Consider the following 22,498-nt stretch of genomic DNA (forward strand, 5'->3'; position numbering starts at 1 on the left):
ACCTCTGAAAGCTCGATGCACGACGTAATCGGCGTGCATGGGGCGGGGCTGAGTGTGCACCCAGCCTAGGGGAAGGTAACGTGGTGTTCGTGCACGTACTCAGCGTCAGCTCTCTCAAGGGAGGCGTCGGCAAGACGACCGTGACCCTCGGCCTGGCCTCAGCGGCCTTCGCCCGTGGTGTCCGAACGCTCGTCGTCGACCTCGACCCGCAGTCCGATGTGTCCACCGGGATGGACATCCAGGTGGCCGGTCGACTCAATGTCGCCGACGTCCTGGCCAACCCCAAGGAGAAGGTCGTCCGTCAGGCGATCACCGCCAGCGGTTGGGCGAAGGTGCACCCCGGAACCATCGACGTGCTGATCGGGAGCCCGTCAGCCATCAACTTCGACGGGCCGCACCCGAGCGTGCGCGACGTGTGGAAGCTCGAAGAGGCGCTCGCCGCCGTCGAGGCCGACTACGACCTCGTCCTCATCGACTGCGCCCCCTCGCTCAACGCCCTCACCCGCACCGCCTGGGCGGCGAGTGACCGGGTGATGGTCGTCACCGAGCCCGGGCTCTTCTCCGTGGCGGCCGCGGATCGCGCGCTGCGCGCGATCGAGGAGATCCGTCGAGGACTCTCCCCTCGCCTGCAGCCGCTGGGCATCGTCGTGAACCGCGTGCGTCCCCAGTCGATCGAGCACCAGTTCCGCATCAAAGAGCTACGAGACATGTTCGGTCCCCTCGTGCTGTCCCCTCAGCTGCCGGAGCGTACGTCGCTGCAGCAGGCGCAGGGCGCTGCGAAGCCGCTGCACATCTGGCCCGGCGACTCGGCTCAGGAACTCGCCGCCGACTTCGACTCGCTGCTCGACCGGATCATCCGCACCGGACGCATCCCGCTCCCGGAGACGGGGCCGCAGGCCTGATCCGCAGCGGACACAGAAACGGCCATCCTCGCGAGAGGGTGGCCGTTCTTCGTCGGTGCGAAGGGTGCGGAGTCGGACGACTCAGGCGGAGCGCTGGGAGCGACGTGCCGAGAGCTCGTCGACGGGATCGGGCGCCGCGGAGTCGAACGCCACGAGAGTGGACTCGACCTCGCGCAGCACCTTGCCAACCGCGATGCCGAAGACGCCCTGACCACGGCTGACGAGGTCGATGACCTCGTCGTTCGAGGTGCACAGGTACACCGAGGCGCCGTCGCTCATGAGCGTGGTTCCCGCCAGATCGCGGATGCCGGCGCGGCGCAGCTCCTCGACGGCAGTGCGGATCTGCTGCAGCGAGATCCCCGTGTCGAGAAGGCTCTTCACGAGCTTGAGCACGAGGATGTCACGGAATCCGTAGAGGCGCTGCGATCCGGAACCGCTCGCTCCGCGAACCGTCGGGACGACGAGTTCGGTGCGCGCCCAGTAGTCCAGCTGGCGGTAGGTGATCCCGGCGGCGCGAGCGGCTACCGCACCGCGGTACCCGACCTCGTCATCCATGGCCGGCAGACCGTCGGTGAAGAGGAGTTCGGGTACGAACCGCGGGTCGCCTTCACGCTCATCCGCATTCATCTGGAAATCCTCCCTGGAGCTGTTACCTCCACGCTAGAGCAGCCCCCGGGCACCGGCAATGACATCCGTGCGACGCCGAAGGTGTGTCGCAATCAGTTCGTTACGAAAGCAGACGCGAGAGCGCTTCCGTGACGAAGAGCGAGCGGACCTCGTCGATCTTCGTGGCGAGTGTGGGGGCCATCTCGCTGGCCTTCGCCCGCGACGGAGCATCCGTCCGTCGCAGCAGTGCGGACATCGCCGACTCGATGAGGGCGACCTCTCGTTCCGCCCCCTGGCGCAGGGAACGCAGGTGCCGCGGTTCGATGCCGTGGCGGTCGAGCGCGACCAGCCCACGCAGCAGGGTGACGGTCGACTCGGAGTACGTCTCCTGGGCCGTGATCACCCCGGTGCTGATCGCATCGTTGAGAAGCTGCGGGCCTGCACCGGCCGCGGAGAGGAGCTCCCCACGGCGGTAGCGGCGCGGCGTCGGCGCGATCGACGGCGGAGGGGCCAACGCGGCCGAATCGCCGTTCGCCTCTGCTTCGTCGAGCTGCTCGCGGATGACGCTGAGCGGCAGGTAGTGGTCGCGCTGCAGTGTGAGCCCGAGGCGGAGGCGCTCGATGTCGGCCTGCGAGAACTTGCGGTAGCCCGACTCGGTGCGCGAGGGCGACACGATGCCCTGGACCTCGAGGAAGCGCAGCTTGCTCGAGGTGAGCTCGGGGAACTCGGGAGTGAGCCTGGCCAGGACCTGGCCGATGCTCAGAAGGCCCGCTGACGCGGAGCGTTCACGGGCGGAGGATGCCGCCATCAGGCGTTCGCCGCGGCACGATCGGCGGGCGACGCGAAGAAGTTCAGACGGAACTTCCCCACCCGCAGCTCGGAGCCGTCGACGAGGGCGCTGCGATCGACACGCTCACCGTTCACGTAGGTGCCGTTGAGGGAGCGCTGGTCGATGATCTCGAACGCCGTGCCCGAGCGGGTGATCTCGGCGTGACGACGAGACACCGTGACGTCATCGAAGAAGATGTCGGCTTCGGGGTGGCGTCCGACCGTGGTCACATCGGTGTCGAGGAGGTAACGGGCACCTGCGAGTGCGCCGGAGCGCATCAGCAGAAGAGCCGATCCCGAGGGAAGCGCCGCGATGGCGCTCTGCTCGACATCCGTCAACTCGACCCCGAAGGGCACGAAGGAAAGATCCGAATCGTGTCCGAACGTCTGCGTCACATCGTGTCGCTGCTCGCCGGAACGGTGGATCGCGGCATCACCGGCCTGTCGGCCTTCGCTGTCTGTCACTTCTGCCCTCCTAGTCCTCCAGACTAACGGATCCGGACCGGCTCGCGGTGTGCGGGTTCTCACTCAGTCCTCGCACACCGGGAGTTCCTAAGCTGGAGGGGTGAAGACAGACGCACGACGCCTCCCCACAGCTCCGATCGCCCTCGCCGCCGCCCTGCTCGCGGCCTTCCTCGTGCTGGTCGCCCCGCTGTCGGCGTCGGCGCACGACAGCCTCACCGCGTCCTCCCCCGAGGCGGACAGCACGGTCGACACGCTGCCGTCGGAGCTGACGCTCACGTTCAGCGCGAAGCTGATCGACGGCGAGGGGGCCACCGAGGTCACCGTCACCGATGCCTCCGGCGCATCCGTGACCGACGGACCGCCGACGGTGAACGGCGCCATCGTGACGCAGCCGCTCGTCGCCGAGGCCGCGGCCGGTGCCTACAAGGTCGTTTGGAGGGTCGTCTCCAGTGATGGCCACCCGATCTCGGGGGAATTCACCTTCACCGTGACAAACTCGTCCCTCGTGGCACCCACCGCTCCGGAGGAGACCCCCACGACAGAGCCGACGCAGCCCGCGCAGACGGCCGCCCCCGCTCCCCCGTCCGCGACCGCGGCGACCGACGAGCCGGTCGCCGTCGAGGACTCGTCGGCGTCGACCGCCTGGATCTGGATCCTGGCGATCGCCGGCATCCTCATCGTCATCGTCGCCGTGGTCGTCGCGTTCGCCCTGAAGGGGCGCGGTTCGAGCCCGTCCGAGCGCTCCGCCGACCCGTCCGCCGGAGACTCCGACGCTTCGTCGGAGCGATAGGCTGGAGCCATGCCACACTACGATGTCGTCGTCCTCGGTGCCGGTCCTGGTGGATACGTCGCCGCCGTCCGCAGCGCACAGCTCGGTCTGTCCACCGCCATCATCGAAGAGAAGTACTGGGGCGGTGTCTGCCTGAACGTGGGCTGCATCCCCTCCAAGGCGCTTCTGAAGAACGCGGAGCTCGCACACACGCTCAACCACAAGGCCGACTTCTTCGGCATCTCGGGCGAGTTCACGATCGACTACGGCAAGGCGTTCGATCGCAGCCGCGTCGTCGCGGACGGCCGCGTCAAGGGCATCCACTTCCTCATGAAGAAGAACAAGGTGACCGAGTACGACGGTCGCGGCACCTTCACCGGACCGAAGGCGATCTCGGTCGCCAAGTCCGACGGGTCGACCGAAGAGGTCACCTTCGACAACGCGATCATCGCGACCGGCTCGAAGGTCCGCCTGCTGCCGGGCGTGCAGCTCAGCGACAACGTCGTGACCTACGAGGAGCAGATCCTCTCCCGCGAGCTCCCGAAGTCGATCGTCATCGTCGGCGCCGGCGCCATCGGCATGGAGTTCGCGTACGTGATGACGAACTACGGCGTCAAGGTCACGATCATCGAGTTCCTCGACCGGGCCCTCCCCAACGAGGATGCCGACGTGTCGAAGGAGATCGCGAAGCAGTACAAGAACTACGGCGTCGACATCCTCACCTCCACCAAGGTCGAGTCCGTCGTCGACAACGGCTCGTCGGTCACCGTGTCGTACACCGGCAAGGACGGCCAGCAGAGCTCCATCGAGGCCGACAAGGTGCTCATGTCGGTGGGCTTCGCCCCCAACATCGAGGGCTTCGGACTCGAGGCCACCGGCGTGAAGCTCACCGAGCGCGGCGCGATCGACATCGACGACCACATGCGCACCAACGTCGAGGGCATCTACGCCATCGGCGACGTCACCGCCAAGCTGCAGCTCGCCCATGTGGCCGAGGCGCAGGGTGTCGTCGCGGCCGAGACCATCGGCGGCGCCGAGACGCAGACGCTCGGCGACTACCGCATGATGCCCCGCGCGACGTTCTGCTCGCCGCAGGTCGCCTCGTTCGGCCTCACCGAGCAGCAGGCCAAGGACGAGGGACGCGAGATCAAGGTCGCGACCTTCCCGTTCATGGCCAACGGCAAGGCACACGGACTCGGCGAGCCCGTCGGCTTCGTCAAGCTGATCGCCGATGCCGAGCACCTCGAGCTCATCGGCGCCCACATGATCGGCCCCGACGTCTCGGAGCTTCTGCCCGAGCTCACGCTCGCGCAGAAGTGGGACCTCACCGCTCTGGAGCTGGCCCGCAACGTGCACACCCACCCGACGCTGTCGGAGGCTCTGCAGGAGGGCTTCCACGGCCTCGCCGGCCACATGATCAACTTCTGATCTCAGCTCAGGACGGAGGCCCGGCACGCTCACGCGTGGCCGGGCCTTCGTGCACCAGGGCACGGGGATGAGGACACTCGCCTCAGGACGTGGAACTCGGTTCCCACCGGAGTTCGAGCCGTGAGGGGAGCCCGAACCGCACGCTCCACCCGGGCGGCGCGACGGACGCCAGTTCGTCGGTCGTGTACGAGCGCCGGATGCTGATGAGACCGTCTTCGCGGATGAACGAGCCACGGAACACGGTCGAGGCCCCGACCCCCGTCATGGCGCCGTACAGTGCATACGCCGCTCTGCTGCGAGCGATGTCCCGGTGCACGACGACACCGCGGTCCCCGACGAGACCGACGGAGTCGCGGAGCAGGCCCTGAAGCTCCTGCGGCTCGAGGTGATGCAGGACGTGGTTGGAGTACACCACGTCGTACTGCTCGCCCTCCGCGAGGAGCTCCTCCGCGAACGCGCAGCGGTACCGCACGCCGGATCCGCCGTCGTGCCGCGTCGCCCAGCCGATGGCGCGTTCGTCGGCGTCGAGCGCCGTGATCTCGGCGGAGAGCCCGTCGCGCCGCAGCCTCGCCGCGAGCATCCGACAGACATCGCCCCCTCCGGCTCCGACATCGAGGATGCGGATGTGGCCGAGGCGGGCGCGCGGGCGGATCTCGCGACGATAGAGCAGACCCGGACGTGAGACGAGCGCGTTCACGAGTCGGAAGCGCTCGTAGGTGCGCTCGAGCATCGCGATGTCCGCATCCGGATCGTCCATGAGCTCGCGCGCATCGACCGCGCGGACAGAGAGATCGTGCCTCATTCGACGCCGGAGACGACGGTCATCAGCGCACTCTCGGCCGTCAGCCCGGGACCGAAGGCCATGGCGGCGACGCGTGACCCCGCAGCGGCCCCCTCATCGAGGATCCGCTTGATGACGAAGAGGATCGTCGCACTCGACATGTTGCCGTTCTCGCGCAGCGTCTCCCGTGCGGGACGGAGCTGGGCGTCGGTGAGGTGCAGGCGCTCCTGGATCCGGTCGAGGATGCTGCGACCACCGGGATGGATCGCCCAGTGCTCCACCGCCTCCCCCACGCGGCCTTCGTCGAAGGCCGCCGCGAGTTCGCCCTCGCCGGCGTAGAGCGGACGGAGGGCGCCGATGATCGTCTCGCCGATGATCTGAGGCACGGCCGTCGAGAGGATCATCTCGAACCCGTTGTCTCCGATCGTCCACGCCATGTCCTTCTCACCCTCGGCGGCGATCGCGGTGTGGAACCCGTCGAGGCGGACGGAGGGGGTCGTGGTCGGAAGATCGCGGGCGGTGACGACGCCGGCAGCGGCCCCATCGGCGAAGAGCGAGTTGGCGACGATGAGATCAGGATCCTCCGACGATCTCAGATGGAGTGTGCACAGCTCGACGCTGACGACCAGGACCACGGCGTCGGGATCGGCCGCGCAGAACTGACTCGCGGCACGGAGCGCGGGCATCGAGGCGTAGCACCCCATGAAACCGAGGTGGTAGCGCTGCACGGAATCCGAGAGGCCCAGCGCCCGCACGATCTCGTAGTCAGGACCCGGGGCATGGAAACCGGTGCACGACACCGTGATGACGTGCGTGACGTCGGCGGCATCGAGATCGGGGTCGGCGTCGAGGGCGCGTCGTGCCACGTCCACGAAGAGGCGAGAGGCCTCGCTCGTGTAGAGGTCGTTCCTGACCTTCGTCCCCGGCGATCGGAGAAGCCCGGTCTCGCGATCGTAGAAGACCGGCTCATCGGTGCGGGCCGTGGACGACAGCTCCTCGATGACCGTGTGGCGGGTGTCGATGCCCGAGCCGTTGAACGAGGCGCCGATGATCCGCTGCCCGAGCCTGCCGACGTCGGGCTGCGCGGCGAAGAGGTCGCGTACCTCCGCCTGCGCGAGAACTGTGTCGGGAACGATCGTCCGCAACGAGCGGAGGACGACGGAGCGGCTCATGTCTGTCACTCAAGCATGAGCGCGCATCCGCGCGGAAGGGGCTTGCGCACGGTGTGGGAAACCGAGAACACGGTGTCAGAAGCCGAGAGCACGGGCGAGCTTCGACCCGGAAGCCGCCTCGCGGCCGCCGGCCGCGAAGATCGCGAGCTCGGCGGCTGCGAAGAGAGCATCCCGACCCTCGGCATCGGCGGGTGCAGCCGGGCCGAGTTCGAACTCCCACTCCCGCCACTCCCGTTCCACGCCCTGACGCAGATCCGTCGCACGGACCCGATCGTCGACGAACTCGGCGATCACGCCGTCGGACCCGCTGAGCAGGTACGCGACACGGGTGTTCTCGATGCGCGCAAGCGGCGTGAGCTCATCCGTCGTCCAGCGGGACAGGGTCTCGACGATCGCGGCGGGGACGCCGTCACCGTCATCGAGCGGCCATCCGATCTCCAGTCGGCCATCGCCCTCTCGCGGGCCCTTGATGTGCCAGCCAGCGTCGGGGCCGCCGGTGCGGCGGCGCAGCGCGACGCCTGCCTGAGACAGGGTCGCGTCGGACGTGTCGAGATAGCGAGCGTCGAGTTCACGCAGCTCTCCCTCGGAGACGGCGTCCACGCCGGGCACACCCCTCCAATCGGGCAGGGGGGTGGAGTCGTCGACGTCGTACTTGCGCTCGACCTCGACGACCCGCGAGGGCTCGGATCCGTGCGGGGCCTCAGTCATCCGACGAGGTGAGATCCTCGAGGGACTCGTCGAACCAGTAGTCGATCTCGGTGGGACCGTCGTCGTCACCGGTGTTCTGCTCGTCGCCGCGGCGGTTGTACACCACCTGCGTCTCGCTGTAGGGGACGATCAGCTTGTCGTCCGCGTCGTCGAGGGGAATGATCTGCCCGTCCAGCGGGCCTCCGTGGAGTCGTGCGAGTGCCATGTGCTTCACCCTAGCCCCGTCCGGCTGAACGGGGCTCATGCCACGAGGATGCCGAGCATCGCCCCGATGATCATCCACGGTCCGAAGGCGATGCGCGTCGACGGATCCGCCCTGCGCAGCGACAGGAGCACCGTGGCGTGCAGCGCCCCGAGCACGAACGCCGAGGCGGCCCCCACCGCGAGCGCCTGCCACCCGTGCCAGCCGAGCACGAGTCCGACCACGGCGGCGAGTTTCACATCTCCTCCGCCCATGCCCTCACGACTGATCAGACGCAGCAGCGCATAGAACCCGCCCAGGATCAGCAGCCCTGCGCCGGCTCTCGCCGACCGGACGCCGTCGCCGGACAGAAGAGCGTCGAGGATCACGAGCACGAGGAGCGTCGCGAGGGTGGGCAGCACGATGCGGTCGGGCAGTCGATGTGTGCGGATGTCGATGACCAGGAGCGCGCAGCCCACCGCGAACAGGGCGAGGTGGACGACGATCAGTGCCAGGGCGCGGGGATCCATGCGGGAAGGGTAGAAGATGCGGGGTCGCTCGCGGAGAGCGGTGTGGATAACGACGGATCCGAGAGCGAGCGTCCGACATCCGCACCGTTCCGCGGATGTCGGACGTTCGAAATAGAGTCATCATCTCCAGTTGATTTATTCGTACATATATTCGAGGATGGATGCATGGGGATCGGGCTCGAAGCGGTGACCGCGCTCTCTCCGGTCGGCGACTCCCGCGCCGGAGAGGTTCTGCGGCTGCGCCGGGAGATCAGCCGCATGCAGCGACGTCGCAGCGAGCTTCCGATGCTCCCCCTCGACCCCGCGTTCTCCTCCCTGCTCCCCGAGCAGGGGCTCCAGACCGGCACCTCGTACACCGTCTCCCCCTCGCCGAGTCTCGTTCTCGCGCTCCTCAGCGCCGCCTCTCGCCGAGGACTGTGGTGCGCGGTGGTCGGCATGCCCACGCTGGGCGTCGAAGCGGCCGCGGCGTTCGGCATCGCACTGCCCCGGCTGATCCTCGTGCCCGAACCGGGAGACCGCTGGCTCGCCGCGACCTCCGCACTGGCCGAGGTGGTCCCACTCATCGCCGTGCAGCCGGGCAGCCGGGCACGCGATGCGGATGTGTCCCGTCTGAGCGCCCGCCTGCGGGATCGTGGCGGCACGCTTCTCGTCACCGAGTCGGCCTCAGCGGGGGTCTGGCCGCAGAGCGAGGGGACGATCCGCCTCCACGACCAGCGCTGGGAGGGCATCGGCGAAGGATGGGGGCTGATCGAGGGCTCCACGGCCACGGTGACCGCGACGACGCGGCACAGCCCTCTGCCTGCGAGTGTGCGCGTGCGCCTGCCCGGCCCTCTGGGCGCGATCGAAGAGCTGCCGGCAGAGAGCCCGGCCGCCGAGAAGATGGCCGAGCTGACCGCGCTGCCCGGTCTGCGCGATCAGGGGGGCACCGCCCGAGACCATCGACCTCTGGCGGTGGCAGGATGACCGCTCCCCTGCGCGTCCTCGTGCTGTGGTTCCCGGATTGGCCGTTGCGCGCCGCCCTGGGAGGACCCCCACCCCATGCGCCGACCGCCCTGATGCACGCGAACACCGTCGTTGCCTGCACGGCCTCGGCCCGTGAGCAGGGGGTGCGTGCGGGGCAGCGTCGCAGAGTGGCCCAGGGGCACCTCTCGTCGCTGCGGGTGCTACCCCATGACCCGGCCCGTGACGAGAGGGCGTTCCTGCCGGTGCTCCAGCTCATCGAGAAGCACGCACCCGGTGCGGCGCTGCTGCGGCCGGGACTCGCCGCCGTGCGCGCCCGCGGCATCTCCCGATATCACGACGGCGAGAGCGCCGCCGGCGAGAGCCTCATCCGGATGCTGACCGAGGCAGGCTTCCCCGAGGTGCGCGTCGGCATCGCCGACGGACCGTTCACCGCCGAACTCGCCGCCAGGGGGCCCACGGCCTGCACCGTGGTGCCGGCAGGCCGCGCCGACGACTTCCTGCGCCCCCTTCCCGTGCGGGTGCTGCGCGACGAACAGCTCGCCGGCCTGCTGGTGCGTCTCGGCGTCCGCACACTCGGCGAGTTCGCAGCACTCGACGAGATCGAGGTGCGCGATCGCTTCGGCGAACGCGGTGCTCGCCTGCACTCCCTCGCCGCCGGCGCCGACTCCCGAGGAGTGGTTCCGCGCCCACCCGACCCTGAGCTGGTGCGCTCGATCGAGTTCGAGTCTCCACTCGCGGGAGCCGATCAGGTCGCGTTCGCGGTGCGTCAGACAGCCGATTCGGTGATGCTCGCTCTCGGCGAGGCCTCCGTCGTGTGCACCGAGGTGCGCATCGACCTGACCGACGACAATGGCACGGTGTTCTCCCGCCCCTGGCTGCACCCCACCTGCTTCGACGCCGCCGACCTCGTCGACAGGGTCCGCTGGCAGCTGGAGGCGCTGGCCGCCGAGTCCGCGAAGGGCCCGGTCGACGAGGCGAGGGCGTTCGGAGGCATCACCCTGGTGCGCATCGTCCCCGTGGCGGTGGACGATGCGGCCCACCATCAGCCGGGGCTCTTCGGCTCGGGCACCGACGAGCGTCTGCACCATGCCGTGTCCCGTGTGCAGACCATGCTCGGCCACCAGGGCGTGGTCACCGCAGCCGTCTCGGGCGGTCGCTGGCTCGCCGATCGCCAGGTCCTCACCCCGTGGGGAGAACGCGCTGTCGCTCCCCGCGATCCGGCGCAGCCCTGGCCGGGCAGCCTCCCCGACCCGCTGCCCGCAGAGGTGTTCCTGCCTCCTCGACCGATCGGAGTCCGATCAGAGGGAGGCGAGACGGTGGGTGTCGACGAACGGGGGGCACTGTCCGCGGCCCCGGCGCACATCGACGGCGATGAGGTGCGGGCCTGGGCAGGCCCCTGGCCGATCCATGAGCGACGCTGGGAGTCGTCGGGCGGCAAGAAGGGGCATCGCCTTCAGATCGTCGACGGTCACGATCGCGCCTGGCTGGTCTTCTGCGCCGGAGGCCGCTGGTGGGCGGAAGGGAGGTACCGCTGATGGGCTGGCACAACCCTCCGATGACGTGGAACGAGCTGGAACGCGCTCTGAGCGGCGAGGAATCACCCCACCCGATCGGCGGGGAGCCTCCGACCATCCGCCCTGATCCCGGGCCGATCAGTACCCGCCGCACGCGCAGACCGCCGACCGCGGCGACGCGGCCCGATGACGCCGTGCCCTATGCCGAGCTGCACGCCCACTCCTCCTACTCCTTCCTCGACGGCGCCTCCTCTCCCGAGGATCTGCTGGCCGAGGCCGAACGGCTGGGGCTCACCGCCCTGGCGCTCACCGACCACGACGGCTTCTATGGGGCGGCGCGCTTCGCCGAGGTCGCCGAGCTCATGGAGGTCGAGGTGCAGACGGTGTACGGCGCCGAGCTGTCCCTCGGACTCGATGCCCCCCAGCGCGGGTCCGCCGACCCGATCGGAGATCATCTGCTCGTGATCGCCGATGGACTGGAGGGCTATCACCGGCTCTCGGGCGCCATGACCGCCGCGCACCTGCGGGGAGGAGAGAAGGGTCGCCCCGTCTACGACCTCGATGAGCTGGCGGCGACGGCCGACGGACAGTGGACGGTCCTCACGGGCTGCCGCAAGGGCGGCGTCCGTCGCGGCCTCGAGTCGGGGGACGCCCTCACGCCCCTGCGCCGGCTCGTCGACCTGTTCGGTCAGGACCATGTCGCCGTCGAGCTGTTCGACCACGGCGATCCCCTGGACACCCGGCGCAATGACGCGCTGGCGGATCTCGCTCGACGGCTGCGGCTTCCCGTGGTGGCGACCAACAACGTGCACTACGCGACCCCCGAGCGCGCATCGCTGGCCGAAGCGGTGTCCGCGGTTCGAGCCGTGCGGAGCATGGACGATCTCGACGGCTGGCTCCCTTCACACGGCGGCGCGCATCTGCGCAGCGGAGCGGAGATGGCGGCGCGCTTCCGCCGGTATCCCGGGGCGATCTCCCACGGACTCGACCTCGCGGCGGCATCCGCCTTCCCCCTTCGCCGCGCACGTCCCGCGCTGCCGAAGCAGGAGGTCCCCGAGGGGCACACTCCGATGAGCTGGCTGCGGCAGCTCGTGTGGCAGGCCGTCCCCACGAAGTACCCGGACCTGGATGCCGACGGCCATCGTCGGATCGAGCGCGAGCTCGACGTGATCGAGGAGAAGGACTTCCCCGGCTATTTCCTCATCGTGCACGGCATCGTCGCCGAGGCGAAGCGCCGTCGCATCCTCTGCCAGGGACGGGGATCGGCTGCGGCGAGCGCGGTCTGCTACCTGCTCGGGATCACCGCGGTCGATCCCATCCTGTACCGGCTGCCGTTCGAGCGGTTCCTCGCCACCACCCGGCAGGAGGAGCCCGACATCGATGTCGACTTCGATTCCGACCGTCGCGAGGAGATCATCCAGTGGGTGTATCGCGAGTACGGGCGAGAGCGCGCGGCGCAGGTCGCGAACGTCATCCAGTACCGCCCGAAGAACGCCGTGCGCGACATGGCACGGGCCCTCGGCTACTCGCCGGGGCAGCAGGACGCCTGGTCGCGGCAGGTCGACGGCTGGAGCTCGGGTCTGGAGATGGCCGAGGAGCACGACATCCCGCAGAACGTGATCGAGTATGCGGGCGAGCTGCTGAAGGCCCCTCGGCACCTCGGCATCCACTCGGGCGGCATGGTCCTCACGGCGCGACCCGTCGGCGAGGTCGTACCCGTCGAGCATGCCCGCATGGAGAACCGCACGGTGATCCAGTGGGACAAGGACGACGCGGCCTGGATGGGTCTGGTGAAGTTCGACCTCCTCGGACTCGGGATGCTGGCGGCGCTGCAGCACTGCTTCGATCTCATCCACGAGGCCACAGGCGAGGAGTGGACGCTGGAGACCCTTCCGAAGGAAGAGCCCGCCGTCTACGACATGCTCTGCAGGGCCGACTCGATCGGGGTGTTCCAGGTCGAGTCCCGTGCACAGATCGGCCTGCTCCCCCGACTGCAGCCCCGCGCGTTCTACGACCTCGCGATCCAGATCGCCCTGATCAGACCGGGTCCCATCCAGGGCGGAGCCGTGCATCCGTTCGTCCGCCGCAAGATCGCGAAGGATGCTCTGGACGAGGAGAACCGTGCGCGAGCCGCACGCGGCGAAGAGCCGGTGGTGCTCGAGATCCCCTATCCCCACAGCGACCTCGAGCCGATCCTGAAGCGGACCCTGGGCATCCCGATCTTCCAGGAGCAGCTGATCCAAATGGCGACGGCCATCGGCGACTGCACCGCCGATGAGGCCGATCTGCTGCGACGCGCCATGGGCTCCAAGCGCGGGCTCGAGAAGATCGAGAAGGTGCGTGACAAGCTCTACGCGGGCATGTCACGGCGCGGCCTGACCGCCGAGCAGTCCGACCGCATCTACGCGCAGATCCAGGCGTTCTCGAACTTCGGTTTCGCCGAATCGCACTCGCTGTCCTTCGCCCTGCTCGTCTATGCGAGCTCCTGGCTCAAGCTGCACTATCCCGCAGCCTTCCTCGCCGGTCTCCTGCGCTCGCAGCCCATGGGCTTCTACTCCGCCTCGACCCTGACCGCGGATGCTCGACGGCACGGTGTCGAGGTGCGGCGACCCGACCTGCACGCCTCGGGTGCGACGGAGACCCTCGAGCCTCTCGACGGCGGGGCTCCGCTGCGGATGCCGACGGGGCTCGACTCCTGTGCCGATCCGGCGCAGCCGCCCGTCCTGCGATTCGATCGCTCCCGCCCCGACGAGTCGGCGCAGCACCGCAGAGACGGCGCCTACGCGGTGCGTCTCGGCCTCAGCGGCGTGCGCGGGATCGGCATGCCGCTGGCGAGGAGAATCGTGTCCGAGCGCGAAGCCGAGGGTCCGTACCGCGACCTGCACGACCTGGTGCGAAGGACCGACGCGACCGCCGCACAGCTGGAGGCTCTGGCGACGGCCGGCGCCTTCGACTGTCTCGGGCTCCAGCGCCGAGAGGCGATCTGGCTGTCCGGCGCGGCAGCAGAAGACCGCGCGCAGTACCTCCCGGGGACGACCGTGGCCGTGCAGCCTCCGTTGTTCAGCGACCAGTCCAGCTACGAGCGCCTCTCCGCCGATCTCTGGTCGACCGGGGTCTCGACCGATGACCACCCGATGTCCCACTTCCGCGGTCCGCTGCGCGAGCGCGGAGTCCTGTCCTCGGCCGACCTGCAGAACCATGAGGTCGGTCGACGGGTGGAGGTGGCGGGGCTCGTCACGCATCGGCAGCGTCCGGCGACGGCAGCGGGCGTCACATTCCTCAACCTCGAAGACGAGAGCGGTCTGGTCAATGTGATCTGCTCGACCGGGGTGTGGGCGCGCTATCGTCGGGTCGCCCGCGATTCGCCGGCGCTCATCATCCGCGGCATCCTTGAGCGTTCGGCAGAGGGCGTCGTGAACGTGCTGGCCGACGCTTTCGAAGACCTCCGCACCGGGGTCACGCACCGTTCGCGCGACTTCCGGTGACCGGACGTCACCAGAAGCGCTCGGGCTCCGGAGCCGGTACGCGGTCGCTGCCACCCCAGCGTGCAGCCTGCGCCTTGGCGGACTCGACCGCGGCATCCGCGCCCAGCAGCGCCGCCTCGGCACCGGCCGCTCCACTGCCGTCACCGTCGGTGTCGACCGCGAGCGCAGTGTAGGTGGTGCGCCCGCCGATCGTCACGGTGCAGTCGACGACCCGCCCGAACCAGCGCACGAGTTCTCCTCGTGGGGCTCCCTCGCGGCGATACCGGATGCCGGTCTCGAGGTCGACGACCAGGAGCACCGCCGGCTCACCCGTCGCCTCGACGATGTGCTCGGTCACCTCGATGCGGTGACCGATCGCGATGGCGAGCTGCGCATCCAGCACGAGCTTTCTGTCCATGCCCCCACTCTATGAGTCGGCGCTCTCAGGACAACCCCAGAATCTGGAAGAAACATTCGTAGATTTCTTTGTCCCCCAAATGGCGGACAAGACGATTTAGCGATATTCTGCATTCAGTAGCGGGGGCTACCGGCTGGGGAATGGGGAATCAGCCGATGAGAGCAGCGAGTTTTTCGCCGCCTCCCCTACCGTCCGGGATGGACGGTGAGCCCTCTCGAGCGATCCATCTGGGGTGGGGGTCTCGGGAGGGCAACCAATCCCGAACGACTATCCGGTCATCTCGGCGAGCAGGGGCGCGAGCATCACCGACGCGACCCGGATCCTCTGGTCCGCGACGCCGTGCGGTATCCAGAGGACGCCTTCGTGGATGATCCCGCCACAGGTGTAGACCACATTCGGCACATACCCGCCGATCGCGTCGGGTGGCTCGATGAGCGGCCGATCCAGCACCCCGATGACGCGTGTCGGATCATCGAGATCGAGCAGGATCGCGCCGATGCCGTACGACCGCATCGGCCCGACTCCGTGCGTGAGCACCAGCCAGCCCGCCGGGGTCTCCAGAGGGGATCCGCAGTTCCCGGACTGCACCACCTCCCACAGCCCTGAAGGAGTGTGGATCGCCGTCTCCCGCGACCAGTCGAGTCCGTTCGCAGAACGCGCCACCCCTGTCGACTCTCCGTCTGCACGGCTCAGCGCCAGCCATTCGCCGTCGAATCGCCGCGGGAACAGCGCCATGCCCTTGGTGCGGGCCGGCTCGCCCGTCAGCCGGTGGATCTCGAACAGCCGGAAGTCGTCGGTCGTGAACACGCGCGACGCGATGGAATGCCCGTCGTACGCGGTGAACGTGCCGCGATACCGCGGACCGTCGGAGTCGTCGATCTTCACGAGACGGACGTCTTCCATGCCCTTGCGCTCCTCGTCCGCGACCGGGAGGAGCACGCGCGTGCTCAGCGGCTCAGTGGGCGAGAACTCCGCGCTGTATGCCGAGTCGACCGCGATCCGCATGCGATTCAGCTCATCCCGTGCACCCTCCTGCTGCAGCAGCGCCGGTCGGAGGCCGTTCACCGCCGCCTCGAACGTCGCGGCGGAGAACCGCGGCGGCAGGGACTGGACGACGGCTCGGGCGGTCTCGCCCGACCCGCCGCTGTGCACCATCGCCCGCACGAGGTGCGCTCTCGTCCAGGTCGCCTCACCGAGCGTCGCGGTATGGAGCCACCCGTCCCGCGGCAGGAAGCGCCAGGTGCGCTCCGGACCGATGATCGCCTCGCAGAACTGGATCGACGAGATGTGCCCTTCGCCGATCGACCGCACGCTCAGGAGCACACGGAGCTCTCCGGGAGCCAGGGCTGTCTGATCGGGGTGCTCGACGACGCTGGGATTGCAGAGCGCGGCTCCCTCGACGGCATACTCCGCCGAGAAGACCGCGCCGATCACGACGGCACTGTCGTCGTCGAGCGTCGGGGCGTCGACGGGCAGGACGACCTCGGCGTTCGCGCGCAGCATCGCGAGCAGATCGGGATGACGAGGGCCGAACCGCTCCAGGATCACCTTCGCCTCGGCGGCGATGTCGTCCGGCGGCAGCGCGGTCACGCGCCGCAGCACGGCCTCGGTCCTGGTGTCGCCACCCGGAGTGCTCTCCCCCGGCAGGAACAGTCGGAGCACGACGCGCTCTCCCTGGGCCGCGATCTCGACGCCCGCGTCGACGGCGAGGGCGCTCACGACACCCACCGGGCCGCGACGCGGGCGTTCTGATTCGTCCTGAGCGCCGCGATCGTCGATTCCGCTCCGCAGTTCTCGTTGCGTCCACCGGGCACGAGTCCGTCGAAGCCTGCTCCGGTCGCCTCATCGAACATGCGGATGCCGTTGTCGTTGTCGCCCTCGAACCACGCCCAGGCCCGCAGCGCCTCGTGCGCTCACCGCCTGTCCCCGGTGACGTCGAGCGCACGCGCGCAGGCATCCGCGATCGCCGCCGGCTCGATCGGCTGCTGGTCCCAGAGGGGCCCGGCCTCGCCCGCCGACCGTCCTGACGAACCGGTCACCGAGAGGTGCCCGTGCGGAGAGGTCTCCACGGCGATGAGGCCCGCGAGCATGCGGAGCCCTTCATCCCGGGTCTCGTGGCGACCGAGCGCATCCCCTCCCGCGATCAGCGCCTCGCAGAGAGCGCCGTTGGCGTATCGCAGGGTCGTCTCGGGCCAGCCGGATCCGCCGTCGGCGACGCGAGGGATCCGTGCCAGGCAGTCGATCAACAGCATGCGGGCAGCCGTCGCGTCGGGCAGCGCCACAAGGACGTCGGCCGCACCGACGGCCGCGAAGGCGCTGGCCCGGACATCGGCCGACGACCGCGCCGCTGCGCGGAGGAACGCACGCAGCGCTCGCGACCGGTGACCCGGATCGGGTGAGTATCTCGCCGTCGCCCCGAGCCCTCCGATCGCGCGACCCCACCAGTCTCCGGTCGACGGCTCGTCCGTCCACTCGCCCGCCTCCGTGCGCCGGTTGCGCACCGCGCCGCTCGCCGAGACCGCGGACTCCAGCAGGTCGAGGTACGCCGACGCCAGGAGTGCGAGACCGGGCGAGTGCACCGGCTCGCGCACGACGGCGGTGAGCGCTCGCGCCGCATCGTCGGTGCAGTAGCCGTGTTCGAGGCGCGGCTCGCGCAGGAGCGCGTGCTCGTGCACGCCGTTCGACGTCGTCAGCGCCGCGAGGTGCTCGACCGACAGCGGAGCGATCGCCGGTGCCTCGACGGCGCTCATGGGCGCGCCCCGCCGACCATGGCCAGCTCGATCGCGAGGTCACGGTACCGCTCGGCGACGCCGCCCCAGCTGGTCACGGAGCCGAGCGCGCGAGCGAGCTCCACATCCGCCAGCACGTGCGCGGGGTCGGCCAGCAGCATCCGCACCGCGGCTGCGATCTCGCCGGGGCTCCGGTGCGCGACGAGCGCTCCGCCGCCGTCCGCGAGGAGCTCGGTGGCGTGGGGGAACCGCGTCGCGATGACCGGCCTGCCCGCGGCGACCGCCTCGACGAGGACACCCGATGTCGCCTGGTCATGAGAGTCGTACGGCAGCATCACGATGTCCGCGCCGGCCACCTCCCGGGCGAGCTCATCGGGCTGCTGGTAGCGCGCCTCGATCTCGACGGACGCACTGACGCCCAGGTCGTCGGCGAGCGCCCAGAGAGAACGCCGATACTGCTCCCCGCTCTCGAGGAGCACCTTCGGATGCGTCTGGCCGAGCACACGGTACACCGGCTGCGGATCCAGGTCCTTCATCGCCGCGAGCGCCCTGATGACCCACTCGATGCCCTTGCCGGGTCCGAGGAGCCCCCAGGTGAGGAGCACCGGACGTTCGGACTGCACGACATCGATGTGGGTCGTCCACTCGTCGACCCCGTGCGGGATGAGACGCAGTCGCTCGTCGGGGACTCCGTACTGCTCCGCGAGGAGGTCCGCCGCGGTGGAGGTCATCGCGACGACGATCTCGGAGTTCTCGATGATCTGCTCCGTCACACTCCTCTGATGCGCGGTCGGCGTCGGCAGGACCGTGTGCATCACGACCACACGCGGTACGCGCAGCCGCTGCAGCAGGTCGACGATCTCGTCGCCGTCGGCCCCGCCGTAGATGCCGTACTCGTGCTGGACGATCACGACGTCGCAGTCGGCGAGCGCCTCCGCCGCGGCCTCCCGACCCGCCGGGGACCCCGGTTGCAGCATCCGGTCGACGACCCGCAGGCGCTCCGACGATACGGCCACGTCTGCGGGGACGCCGTCGTCGACGCGGACCACGATGCACCGATCACGGTCGTCCGTGGCGATCGCCGACGCGAGAGCGGCCGTGAACGTCGCGAGACCGCAGCGCGTGGGCGGATAGGTACTGAGGAATCCGAAAAGCGTCATGATGCGCATCCATCCGCGATGGATCGGGCACGGGCCCGATCCGACGACGAGACGTCTGCCGATCGGCACCTCCCGCGGAACCGCCCGAGGGAGGTCCGGTCATCGTCGGTCGATCCGCACTGCGGACGACCGACGCTGTTGTGCCCAGCGTACGCCCTCTCCCCTCTGCCGGGGCCGGTCGTCGGTTCAGCGGGCCAGACGCGCGCGCAGGGAGTCGAGAAGGAGCCCGACCCCGAGTTCGAACGTGCGATCGGCCCGCGCCGTGCCGCGTTCGGCCCCATCGAGGATCCGGCCGAGGGTGCGCGTGCCCTCCCCCGGCTCCCACACCTCGTCAGGCGAGGCCAGATCGAGCCCGAATCCGATCGCGAACGCGTCGATGATCGCGATCACCGTGAGCACCTCGTCTTCGGGGAAACCGCCCTCGATGAGTACGGTCGCGAGGTCGTCGTACGCGGTGATCACCGCCGGGTGCGTGATGGTCTTGCCGATCAGATGCGGCACGAGCTGCGGGTGATCGGCGTACATGCGACGCTGACGCCGGAGCAGCTCGAGCAGGAACCGGTCCCAGGGTTCGCCGCGGGGCTCCACCCGGTACTCCTCGATGAGCCTTCCGCGCATGAGCTCGATGATCCCGTCCATGCCGTCCACGTGGTTGTACAGCGATGAGGGCCGCACCCCCAGCCGACGGGCGATGGCGTTCACCCCGAACGGCTCGCCCGCGCGCGACAGCTCGAGGCCTGCGGCGCCGATGATCTCCGGTGACAGCAGGGGGCTCGAGGGCCTGGGCATCGCACACTCACTCTCGGTCGGCGGGACGGGCGAGAAAAAGTCTTCCCCGCGGCACCCCTCCTGTGCATAATAGTGAACACCATTCGTTGACGAACACCATTCGTTTACGGAACCGTGCCCCATCAGACGCACGCCGGCATCACCTCCGCGCACATCGCCGTGCCCTCTCCGTGGGAGCCCCATGACCGCCACAGACCTCACCACCCGAGTCCCCCTCCGACCACCCACCGCCACCGCCACCTTCGCGATAGGCATCGCGGGCTACCTCGGCGTCAACCTGTCGCCGTACATGATCACCGCGGCCCAGACCGGTCTCGGCATCGACGTGCTCGCCGCGAGCTGGCTCGTCACCGCTACCCTGCTGCTCACCGCGGTGACCGGCCTCACCATCGCCCCGCTGTGCGCAGGAGCGCATCGCCGCACCGTCGCCAGGACGGGCCTGGGGATCGCGACGCTCGGCTTCCTGACCGCGGCGCTCCTGCCGTCGCTCATGATCCCCGCCCTCCTGGTCGGTGGTGTCGGAGCCGGAGGCGCTGTCGCCGCATCCGGTGCAGCGCTCGCCGCGTTCCGCAATCCCGACCGCGTCGCCGGGTTCAACGGACTCGCGAACCGCGGCGTCATCACGATCGTGCTGGCAGTGATCCCCCTCATCGGACTCGCACCCATCGACGTCTTCGGCGCCCTCGCCCTGTTCAGCATCCTCGGACTCGTCGTCTCTGCCTGGCTTCCCGCCGCGCCCGTGGTCGATCCGCAGGCCGCCGCAGCAGTGGCCGAGGCGATGCCGATCGAGATCCCGCCGACCGGAGCTGTCCGCGTCTCTCCCGCACGATCACGCGCCGTCACCGTCGCCGGCTTCGGCCTCCTCGTCGTGTTCGCCCTGTGGGCCGTGAGCGAGGACTCGCTGTGGGCCATGGCCGGGGTCATGGGTGCGGAGCAGACGGGCCTGACGCCCGAAGGCCTCGGCATCGCGCTCAGCGGCGCGACGGCGGGCGGCCTGATCGGGTCCGTGCTGCTGATGATCGTCGGATCCCGCCTCGGACGCGCCGTCCCGCTGGCCGTGCTCCTGATCGCCGGAGGGGCACTCAAGATCGTCGAGGGGTTCACGACGGATCCGACCGCGTTCATCGTCGTGTTCGTCGCCTGGAACACCGTGTACGCGATCGCGTTCATGTACTTCGTCTCGACCTCGGCGGCCCTCGACTCCGACGGGCGCTGGTCAGGACCGCTGCTCGCCGTCTACCTGGTCGGCTCGGCCCTCACGCCCGTGATCGGAGCGGCCCTCGTCGGCGCGCTCGGCTTCCAGGGCTTCGCGGTCGCACTGGGCATCGCGAGCTTCGTGCTCGCCGTGCCCGCGAGCGCGATCGCGCTGCTCTCGACGCGCCTCGAACGCGCGACCACCACTCAGGAGATGCCCCGATGACCCGCACGCTGTACCGCAACGCCCGCTTCTTCACCGCGGATGAGGGCGGGTGGGCGGACGCCGTGATCGTCGACGGCGACTCCTTCGCCTTCGTCGGTGCCGAGGGCGACGCTCCCGCGACCGATGCCGTGGTGGATCTCGGCGGGCGCGCGGTGCTCCCCGGGTTCACGGATGCGCACACCCATCTGCTCATGATGGGCGAGGCGCTCGGCCAGGTGGGACTCACCGACGCCCGGTCGCTCGACGAGATCCAGGAACGGCTGCGGCGAGCGCGTGCGACCGCCGCAGCCGTGCTGCGCGGGCGCGGCTGGCTCTTCGATGCGATCCCGGGCGGTGCGCCCACGGCGGACATGATCGACGCCGTCGTGTCCGACATCCCGGTCTATCTCGACGCGAACGACTATCACTCCTGCTGGGTGAACTCCGCGGCGCTCACCGAGCTCGGGATCACCCGCGACACCCCCGATCCGATCGGCGGACGCATCGAGCGCGACGCCGACGGCGAGGCGACCGGGATGCTGTACGAGACCGCCGCGCAGCAGTACGCCTGGGCGCACAGGGACGCGATGACGACGGACGAGCAGCGGGATGCCGCGGTGACCCGCGTGGTCGAGTCCTATCTCGCCGCCGGTGTCACGGGCGCCGTCGACATGGCGTTCGACGACCTGGCTCTGGCGGCGCTCGGCCGAGCGGCTGATCGCGGAGCTCTTCCGCTGCGGATCGCCGCCCACTGGTTCGTGGCGAACACGGGCGACGACGAGGAGAACCTGGCGCAGGTGGCCGAGGCCGCGCGGCGTGCCCGCACGGACACGAACGGCGTCAGGGTGATCGGCATCAAGCTCGTCCTCGACGGCACGATCGACGCGTGCACGGCGGCGATGCGAGCACCGTATGCGGACGGCTCGAACGCCGCCCCCATCTGGCCCGCGGAGCGCCTGGCAGCGGTCGTGGCGGCGGCGGATGCCGCGGGGCTCCAGGTCGCGATGCACGCCATCGGCGATGAGGCGAGCACCCTGGCGCTGGACGCGGTGGAAGAGGCGATCGCGGCCAACGGCGAGCGCCCGCGGCGCCACCGCATCGAGCACCTCGAGTATGCGGCGCCCGGGACGGCCGAGCGGATGAAGCGTCTCGGAGTGACGGCATCCATGCAGCCCGTGCACGCCGACCCGGCGATCTTCACCAACTGGGCCGCGCAGCTGGGCGACCATCGGGTCGACCGTGCCTTCGCCTGGCCCGAGTACGAGGATGCCGGCACCCTGCTCGCCTTCTCGACCGATGCGCCGACGGCCCCGCACGCCGCGCTCGCGAACATGTTCGTGGCCACGACACGGGCATCCGCCCTCGACCCCGACGTACCGGCGGTGCATCCGCACTTCGCCCTGCCGCTCGACCGGGCGATCGCCCATGCGACGCGCGATGCGGCCGCATCGATCGGCGACGGCGAATGGCGGGGTCGCATCGCGGTAGGGCAGGCGGCCGACTTCATCGTGCTCGACACCGACCCGTTCGCCGCAGGACCGGAGTCGCTGCTCACGACGAGAGTGGTTCGGACCGTGATCGCCGGGCGAACGGCCTACGAGATCTGACGCCGTCGCGCGGCGCGCCCTGCGGGTGGGAGCGGAGTGATCGCCGACCGCCTCGCCGACGGAGATCACCGCTCGCCGGTTCCCC

At 69.6% G+C, this 22,498-nt stretch carries 22 protein-coding genes; 8 read left to right on the plus strand and 14 right to left on the minus strand.

The features are described from left to right. Positions 1 to 89: 89 nt before the first annotated feature. The gene (locus tag HWD99_RS15940; RefSeq protein ID WP_241797164.1) at positions 90 to 902 is read left to right on the plus strand and encodes a ParA family protein; all 813 of its coding nucleotides are present in this window, start codon (positions 90 to 92) and stop codon (positions 900 to 902) included. Between the two features lie 81 nt (positions 903 to 983). On the opposite strand, the gene HWD99_RS15945 is transcribed toward HWD99_RS15940, so the two are convergent. The 3 genes from HWD99_RS15945 to HWD99_RS15955 all read right to left on the minus strand — a co-directional run bounded on the left by HWD99_RS15945 (position 984) and on the right by HWD99_RS15955 (position 2,801). After that, positions 984 to 1,529: a MerR family transcriptional regulator gene (locus HWD99_RS15945; RefSeq protein ID WP_274618321.1), complete on the minus strand. Its 546-nt coding sequence runs from the start codon at positions 1,527 to 1,529 to the stop codon at positions 984 to 986. A 100-nt stretch (positions 1,530 to 1,629) separates the two neighbouring features. Next, positions 1,630 to 2,316, minus strand: coding sequence for a MerR family transcriptional regulator (locus HWD99_RS15950; RefSeq protein WP_241797165.1), 687 nt, complete (start codon positions 2,314 to 2,316; stop codon positions 1,630 to 1,632). Next, positions 2,316 to 2,801 (minus strand): FHA domain-containing protein, encoded by a 486-nt coding sequence (locus tag HWD99_RS15955; protein WP_241797166.1) that lies wholly within the window; start codon positions 2,799 to 2,801, stop codon positions 2,316 to 2,318. The genes HWD99_RS15950 and HWD99_RS15955 overlap by 1 nt, the downstream gene beginning before the upstream one ends. A 100-nt stretch (positions 2,802 to 2,901) precedes the next feature. On the opposite strand from HWD99_RS15955, the gene HWD99_RS15960 reads away from it, so the two are divergent. Beyond that, positions 2,902 to 3,591: a copper resistance CopC family protein gene (locus tag HWD99_RS15960; protein ID WP_241797167.1), complete on the plus strand. Its 690-nt coding sequence runs from the start codon at positions 2,902 to 2,904 to the stop codon at positions 3,589 to 3,591. A gap of 9 nt (positions 3,592 to 3,600) precedes the next feature. Beyond that, a complete protein-coding gene (gene lpdA / locus HWD99_RS15965) occupies positions 3,601 to 4,998 on the plus strand; it encodes a dihydrolipoyl dehydrogenase (RefSeq protein ID WP_241797168.1) in 1,398 nt (465 codons plus the stop codon). Positions 4,999 to 5,080: 82 nt separating this feature from the next. On the opposite strand, the gene HWD99_RS15970 is transcribed toward lpdA, so the two are convergent. The 5 genes from HWD99_RS15970 to HWD99_RS15990 all read right to left on the minus strand — a co-directional run bounded on the left by HWD99_RS15970 (position 5,081) and on the right by HWD99_RS15990 (position 8,370). Then, complete coding sequence (locus HWD99_RS15970) at positions 5,081 to 5,800, minus strand: methyltransferase domain-containing protein (RefSeq protein WP_241797169.1); 720 nt, start codon at positions 5,798 to 5,800, stop codon at positions 5,081 to 5,083. Continuing rightward, a complete protein-coding gene (locus HWD99_RS15975; protein WP_241797170.1) occupies positions 5,797 to 6,951 on the minus strand; it encodes a type III polyketide synthase in 1,155 nt (384 codons plus the stop codon). Before HWD99_RS15975 ends, HWD99_RS15970 begins: the two co-directional genes overlap by 4 nt. A gap of 75 nt (positions 6,952 to 7,026) precedes the next feature. Continuing rightward, a complete protein-coding gene (locus tag HWD99_RS15980; protein ID WP_241797171.1) occupies positions 7,027 to 7,659 on the minus strand; it encodes a CYTH domain-containing protein in 633 nt (210 codons plus the stop codon). Continuing rightward, complete coding sequence (locus HWD99_RS15985) at positions 7,652 to 7,864, minus strand: response regulator (protein WP_241797172.1); 213 nt, start codon at positions 7,862 to 7,864, stop codon at positions 7,652 to 7,654. The genes HWD99_RS15980 and HWD99_RS15985 overlap by 8 nt, the downstream gene beginning before the upstream one ends. A 35-nt stretch (positions 7,865 to 7,899) precedes the next feature. After that, on the minus strand, positions 7,900 to 8,370 hold the full coding sequence (locus HWD99_RS15990; RefSeq protein ID WP_241797173.1) for an A24 family peptidase: 471 nt from the start codon (positions 8,368 to 8,370) through the stop codon (positions 7,900 to 7,902). 165 nt (positions 8,371 to 8,535) lie between these two features. On the opposite strand from HWD99_RS15990, the gene HWD99_RS15995 reads away from it, so the two are divergent. The 3 genes from HWD99_RS15995 to HWD99_RS16005 are packed head-to-tail and all read left to right on the plus strand — an operon-like array spanning position 8,536 to position 14,332. Continuing rightward, positions 8,536 to 9,333 (plus strand): hypothetical protein, encoded by a 798-nt coding sequence (locus HWD99_RS15995; RefSeq protein WP_241797174.1) that lies wholly within the window; start codon positions 8,536 to 8,538, stop codon positions 9,331 to 9,333. After that, positions 9,330 to 10,868 carry a DNA polymerase Y family protein gene (locus HWD99_RS16000; protein ID WP_241797175.1) on the plus strand — a complete coding sequence of 513 codons (1,539 nt, stop codon included), beginning with the start codon at positions 9,330 to 9,332 and terminating at the stop codon, positions 10,866 to 10,868. Before HWD99_RS15995 ends, HWD99_RS16000 begins: the two co-directional genes overlap by 4 nt. Beyond that, a complete protein-coding gene (locus HWD99_RS16005) occupies positions 10,868 to 14,332 on the plus strand; it encodes an error-prone DNA polymerase (RefSeq protein ID WP_241797176.1) in 3,465 nt (1,154 codons plus the stop codon). The genes HWD99_RS16000 and HWD99_RS16005 overlap by 1 nt, the downstream gene beginning before the upstream one ends. Positions 14,333 to 14,339: 7 nt before the next feature. On the opposite strand, the gene HWD99_RS16010 is transcribed toward HWD99_RS16005, so the two are convergent. The 6 genes from HWD99_RS16010 to HWD99_RS16035 form a co-directional block, all read right to left on the minus strand. Continuing rightward, positions 14,340 to 14,729, minus strand: coding sequence for a hypothetical protein (locus HWD99_RS16010; protein WP_241797177.1), 390 nt, complete (start codon positions 14,727 to 14,729; stop codon positions 14,340 to 14,342). Between the two features lie 267 nt (positions 14,730 to 14,996). Continuing rightward, positions 14,997 to 16,448: a glycosylase gene (locus HWD99_RS16015; RefSeq protein ID WP_241797178.1), complete on the minus strand. Its 1,452-nt coding sequence runs from the start codon at positions 16,446 to 16,448 to the stop codon at positions 14,997 to 14,999. Then, positions 16,445 to 16,582: a hypothetical protein gene (locus HWD99_RS16020; RefSeq protein WP_241797179.1), complete on the minus strand. Its 138-nt coding sequence runs from the start codon at positions 16,580 to 16,582 to the stop codon at positions 16,445 to 16,447. The genes HWD99_RS16015 and HWD99_RS16020 overlap by 4 nt, the downstream gene beginning before the upstream one ends. Positions 16,583 to 16,642: 60 nt before the next feature. After that, positions 16,643 to 17,479 (minus strand): glycosyltransferase, encoded by an 837-nt coding sequence (locus HWD99_RS16025; RefSeq protein ID WP_241797180.1) that lies wholly within the window; start codon positions 17,477 to 17,479, stop codon positions 16,643 to 16,645. Then, entirely contained in the window at positions 17,476 to 18,618 is a 1,143-nt protein-coding gene (locus tag HWD99_RS16030; protein ID WP_241797181.1) for a glycosyltransferase, read from the minus strand. The genes HWD99_RS16025 and HWD99_RS16030 overlap by 4 nt, the downstream gene beginning before the upstream one ends. 186 nt (positions 18,619 to 18,804) lie before the next feature. Beyond that, positions 18,805 to 19,407 carry a TetR/AcrR family transcriptional regulator C-terminal domain-containing protein gene (locus HWD99_RS16035; RefSeq protein WP_241797182.1) on the minus strand — a complete coding sequence of 201 codons (603 nt, stop codon included), beginning with the start codon at positions 19,405 to 19,407 and terminating at the stop codon, positions 18,805 to 18,807. 181 nt (positions 19,408 to 19,588) lie between these two features. On the opposite strand from HWD99_RS16035, the gene HWD99_RS16040 reads away from it, so the two are divergent. Both HWD99_RS16040 and HWD99_RS16045 read left to right on the plus strand, forming a co-directional pair. Continuing rightward, on the plus strand, positions 19,589 to 20,827 hold the full coding sequence (locus HWD99_RS16040) for an MFS transporter (RefSeq protein ID WP_241797183.1): 1,239 nt from the start codon (positions 19,589 to 19,591) through the stop codon (positions 20,825 to 20,827). Further along, positions 20,824 to 22,413: an amidohydrolase gene (locus HWD99_RS16045; RefSeq protein ID WP_241797184.1), complete on the plus strand. Its 1,590-nt coding sequence runs from the start codon at positions 20,824 to 20,826 to the stop codon at positions 22,411 to 22,413. Before HWD99_RS16040 ends, HWD99_RS16045 begins: the two co-directional genes overlap by 4 nt. The last annotated feature ends 85 nt before the right edge of the window (positions 22,414 to 22,498 follow it).

The sequence above is a fragment of the Microbacterium sp. C5A9 genome, assembly GCF_022627955.1.
Lineage (GTDB): Bacteria > Actinomycetota > Actinomycetes > Actinomycetales > Microbacteriaceae > Microbacterium.